A 5,115-nucleotide genomic window follows, 5' to 3' on the forward strand; every position below is an offset into this window, starting at 1 on the left:
GCCCTGGCGTGCGCCGGGATGCCCAGCGTCGCGGCGAGCAGGTTGCCGGTGCCGACCGGCACGATCCCGAGCGGGATGCCCGTATTCGCGAGGCCTTCGGCGCATCCCCGTACGGTCCCGTCGCCGCCGACGGCGACAACAAGGTCGGCGCCGTCGGCCGCGGCGTCCCTGGCGGCGGCGACGCCGGCTTCGGCCTTGCCGGTGACATGGAATTCCGGAGTCCACCCGGCGCGCGCGGCGGCCGCATGGCACAGCGGCAGGAACCGCCCGCCGGCCTTAGCCAGCGTGCCGTTGATCACGAACGCGACGGCAGCCATAACTTCGTTGAAGCTACCCGCGAAATGCCATTACGCACCGACGACCCTGGGGCTAGTGCAGGTACCAGCGGTGCGGTGCGATCACCTTGTGCATGGTGTCCGGTCCCCAGGTGCCCTTCTCGTAGGGCTCCACCGGAGGCGGCGAGGTCAGCAGCGGCTCGGAGATCTCCCAGACGCGTTCGATGCCGTCCGCCCGGGTGAACAGCGACTGGTCGCCGAGCATCGCGAGCAGGATCAGCCGCTCGTATCCCTCCAGGGCGTTGGCCTGGGCGAACGAGTCGTCGTACCGGAAGGTCATCGACGTAGCGCCGAGGGACATATCCGGGCCCGGTACCTTGGCCATGAACTCCACGGTGATCGAGCCGGGGTCGGCGAAGTCGATGACGATCTCGTTGACCCGCCCCATCGGTGCGTCCTGCTGGTGCGTGTGGAACATCCGCAGCGGCGGCTGCGCCAGCCCGAGTGTTATCACCTGCCGCGATTCCGGCATGCACTTGCCGGAACGCAGGTAGAACGGCACCCCGTGCCACCGCCAGTTCTCGACCTCGGCGCGAACCGCGACCAGCGTCTCGGTATCGGAATCCGGGCGCACGCCGTTCGTGGCGAGGAAACCGTTGTACTGCCCACGCACCACGTGCCGCACGTCAATGGGCTTCAGCGCGTCGAATACCTTGCCCTTCTCGTCCCGCAGCGGCTTCGCCGCCAGTGACGTGGGCGGTTCCATCGCGACGAAACCGAGCACCTGGAACAGGTGCGTCACCACCATGTCGCGGAAGGCGCCGGTGGCGTCGTAGAACGCTCCCCGGTCGTCGACGGATAGCGTCTCCGGCACGTCGATCTGCACGTACTCGACGTGCTGCCGGTTCCAGATCGGCTCGAACAGCCCGTTCGCGAACCGGAACGCCAGGATGTTGTCGACCGACTCCTTGCCGAGGAAGTGGTCGATCCTGAAGACCCGCGACTCGTCGAAGACGGAGTGGACCACGTCGTTCAGCTGTCGCGCCGACGCCAGGTCCTCGCCGAACGGTTTCTCGATGATCACCTTCGCGTCGCCCTTGTTCAGGCCGCAAGCGCCGAGCAATTTGATCACGGTAGTGAACGCGGACGGCGGCACCGCCAAGTGGAACAGCCGCCCTACGTGGCCGCCGATCGCGGACTCGGCCGCCTCGACGGCCGATACCAGCTGCGACGTGTCGTCGGTCGACGCGGCGCCGAAGGACAGCCGGGACGCGAACTGGTCCCACTCCGGCCCGGTCGGTTTTGTGTTGCCGAACTGGTCGATGGCCGCCTTCGCGTGCGCGGCGAAGTCGTCGTCGGCCCACTCGAACTTCCGCGGCGAGGTCCCGATGATCCGGAACTTTTCTGGCAGCAGCCCGGCGACGAACAGGTGATACAGCCCCGGCAGCAGCTTGCGCTTAGCCAGGTCCCCGGTCGCGCCGAACAGCACGTAGACGTAAGGCTCCGGCCGCGTATGCGACCGCGGCCTGGACGCTGGCGCCTCGGGCGCTCCGGACGCCGGGCTCATTTCTTCTTCTCCGCGTGCCCGCCGAACTCCGAGCGCATCGCGGAGAGGATCTTCGCGGTGAACTCGCCGTTGTCCCGCGACTCGAACCGCTCGTACAGTGACGCGGAGATCACCGACGCGGGCACTCCCTCGTCCACCGCCGCCAGCACGGTCCACCGGCCCTCGCCGGAGTCGGACACGTGGCCGCTGAAGTCGTCGAGGTCCGGCGACTTGGCCAGGGCCGCGGCGATCAGGTCGACCAGCCAGGACGAGACCACGGAGCCGCGCCGCCACACCTCGGCCACATCGGAGACGTTGATCTCGTACATGTAGGCCTCGGGCGTCCGCAGCGGCGCGGTCTCCGCGTCGATCTCGTCCTGGTGCATCCCCACGTCGGCGTGCTTGATGACCGACAGCCCCTCGGCGATCGCGGCCATCATGCCGTACTCGACGCCGTTGTGCACCATCTTGACGAAGTGACCGGCGCCGGACGGCCCGCAGTGCAGGTACCCCTCCGACGCCGGGGAATCGGCGGGCTGCCGCCCCGGCGTGGGCTCGACGTTCCCGAGACCGGGGGCGATCGAGCGGAAGATCGGGTCGAGCCGCGCGACCGCGCCATCGTCCCCGCCGATCATCAGGCAGTACCCGCGCTCCAGGCCCCACACGCCGCCGCTGGTCCCCACGTCGATGAAGTGGATCCCCTTCTCCTTCAGCGCGGCGGACCGGGTGAGGTCGTCCCGGTAGTACGAGTTGCCGCCGTCGATCACCACGTCCCCGGCGTCGAGCAGCGGCACCAGCGCCGCCAGCGTCGACTCCACGGCCCCGGCCGGCACCATGATCCACATGTTCCGCGGCTTGTTCAGCTTGCCGACGAACTCCTCGAGCGAGTTCGCCCCATCGGCGCCTTCGCCGGTCAGGCCCTTGACCACTGCCGGGTTCCTGTCGTACGCCACGCAGTGGTGGCCGTCCCGCATCAGTCGCCTGACGAGGTTCGCGCCCATCCGGCCCAGCCCGATCATGCCGAGCTGCGTCGGCTTGTCAGTTGCCATGGTGATCTAGCTCCCCGATTTCAGTGTCCGGTAACGACGGATCAGCGTGTTCGTCGACGAGTCATGCGACAGCGCTGGCTCCGACGGCGACTCTAGCTCGGGGATGATCTGCTGGGCCAGGACTTTGCCCAGCTCAACACCCCATTGGTCGAACGAGTCGATCTCCCAGATCGTGCCCTGCACGAACACGGAGTGCTCATACAGCGCGACGAGCGACCCGAGCAGCCGCGGCGTCAGGATGTCGCACAGCAGCGTGTTCGTCGGCCGGTTGCCTTCCATGACCCGGTGCGGCACGACGCGGTCCGGCGTCCCCTCGGCCCGCACTTCCTCTTCGGTCTTCCCGAAGGCCAGCCCCGCCGCCTGCGCGAACACGTTCGACGACAGCAGGTCGTGCTGGTCGCGGATGGGGTTGAGCCCGCGGGCGAACCCGATCAGGTCCACCGGGATGATCGTGGTCCCCTGGTGGATGAGCTGGTAGAACGAGTGCTGCCCGTTGGTGCCCGGCTCGCCCCAGTACACGGCCCCGGTGTCGTAGTCGACGCGGCGCCCGGTCAGCGTGACGTGCTTGCCGTTCGACTCCATCGTGAGCTGCTGCAGGTAGGCGGGGAACCGCTTCAGGTACTGGTCATACGGCATGACACCCACCGTCTGCAGCCCGAAGAAGTCGCGGTACCACACCGCGAGCACCCCCATCAGCACCGGCAGGCTGGCCGCCAGCGGCGCGGTGCGGAAGTGCACGTCCATGTCGTGGAATCCGGCGAGCATCTCGCCGAACCCCTCGGGCCCGAGCGCGATCATCGTGGACAGCCCGATCGCCGAGTCCATCGAGTAGCGGCCGCCGACCCAGTCCCAGAACCCGAACATGTTCGCCGTGTCGATGCCGAACGCGGCCACCCGCTCGGCGTTCGTGGACACCGCGACGAAGTGGTTCGCGACCGCGTCCCGCGACCCGAGCGCGTCGACGATCCAGTCCCTGGCGGTGGTCGCGTTGGCGAGCGTCTCCAGCGTCCCGAACGTCTTGGAGGAGATGATGAACAGGGTTTCCTCGGGGCTGAGGTCCTGGACCGCCTCCGCGAAGTCAGTGGAATCGACATTGGATACGAAACGGAAGGTCATTTCACGCGTGCAGTAAAACTTGAGCGCCTCATAAGCCATAACAGGCCCGAGGTCAGACCCGCCGATGCCGACATTGATGACGTTCTTTATTGGCTTGCCCGTGTAGCCCTTGAATTCGCCTGAGCGCACCCGGGTCGCGAAGTCCCGCATCCGGCCAAGCACTTCGTGCACGTCTTTGACGACGTCCTGGCCGTCGACGATAAGGCTTTCCGTGGCCGGCATGCGCAGCGCCACGTGCAGCACGGCCCGGTCTTCTGAGACGTTGATGTGCTCGCCGCGGAACATCGCGTCCCGCCGTTCGGGGACTCCCGATTCCGCGGCTAGCTCGATGAGCAGCCGCATCGTCTCGTCGGTTACCCGGTTCTTGGAATAGTCGAGGTAAATGCCGGCGGCTTCGGCGGTGAGCCGTTCGCCGCGCCCGGGATCCTCGGCGAACAGGTCGCGCAGGTGCCGCCCGGAGATTTCCGCGTAATGGCGCTGGAGCGCCTGCCATGCCTTGCGCTCCCGCAGCGCGGTAGGCGGCATGTCGTCTCCCCTCGTCGTGCGTGGCTGTCATTCCCCGCTCGTTCAAGCTGATCCTGCCACGGCGCCCGCGACAGCACGGACGAGGGGTATCGAGGGAAGGTCTTCCAGCAGCACGGGCTCGCCGCCGGGGCCGCACAGCGGCAGCCGCCAGTTCGGGTACTCGGTGGTGGTACCCGGCATGTTCTGCGAGCGGCGCTCGCCGACGGCCTCGGCCAGCGAGACGCCGATCATCAGGGCGGGCGTCTTGGCCAGGTAGCCGTACAGCGCCACGGTGAACGCGTCGGGATCGGGGTCGCGGGAGGGCAGCAGGCCCTCGCCGACGAGGGCGCGCAGCCAGTCGTCGAGCGCCTTGGCGGCCTCCGCCCGCTCTTCGGCTTCTGGACGGGCCAGCAGCCCGAGCGCCAGCCGCTCGGTGACCTGCTGACCGGTCAGGAACGCCGCGGCGGGCGGCATGTCGTGGGTGGAGACCGTGGCCAGGCAGTTCCGCCGCCACCACTGCGGCGCCAGCGGCTCACCGGCCCAGCCCCGCTCGAACCACAGCACCGAGGTGCCCAGCACGCCGCGCGCCGCCAGCGCGTCGCGCAGCCACGGCTCGACGGTGCCG

Annotated in this window: 5 protein-coding genes; all 5 read right to left on the reverse strand. The window is 68.3% G+C overall.

What is annotated here, in order from left to right; all coding sequences use genetic code 11:
* A partial coding sequence (locus tag WA805_RS19415; RefSeq protein WP_422289628.1) for a diacylglycerol/lipid kinase family protein occupies window positions 1-317 on the reverse strand: 317 nt, incomplete at its 3' end.
* Between the two features lie 52 nt (window positions 318-369).
* Complete coding sequence (zwf, locus tag WA805_RS19420) at window positions 370-1,842, reverse strand: glucose-6-phosphate dehydrogenase (RefSeq protein WP_422322991.1); 1,473 nt, start codon at window positions 1,840-1,842, stop codon at window positions 370-372.
* Window positions 1,839-2,870, reverse strand: coding sequence for a phosphogluconate dehydrogenase (NAD(+)-dependent, decarboxylating) (gene gnd, locus WA805_RS19425; RefSeq protein WP_422272300.1), 1,032 nt, complete (start codon window positions 2,868-2,870; stop codon window positions 1,839-1,841). Before gnd ends, zwf begins: the two co-directional genes overlap by 4 nt.
* 6 nt (window positions 2,871-2,876) lie before the next feature.
* Complete coding sequence (pgi, locus tag WA805_RS19430) at window positions 2,877-4,511, reverse strand: glucose-6-phosphate isomerase (RefSeq protein WP_425243038.1); 1,635 nt, start codon at window positions 4,509-4,511, stop codon at window positions 2,877-2,879.
* A gap of 42 nt (window positions 4,512-4,553) precedes the next feature.
* Window positions 4,554-5,115: 4-alpha-glucanotransferase (locus WA805_RS19435; protein ID WP_425243039.1), on the reverse strand; the 562-nt coding region annotated here is incomplete at its 5' end.

Source organism: Trebonia sp. (assembly GCF_049794275.1).
In the GTDB taxonomy this organism is placed as follows: Bacteria; Actinomycetota; Actinomycetes; order Streptosporangiales; family Streptosporangiaceae; genus Trebonia.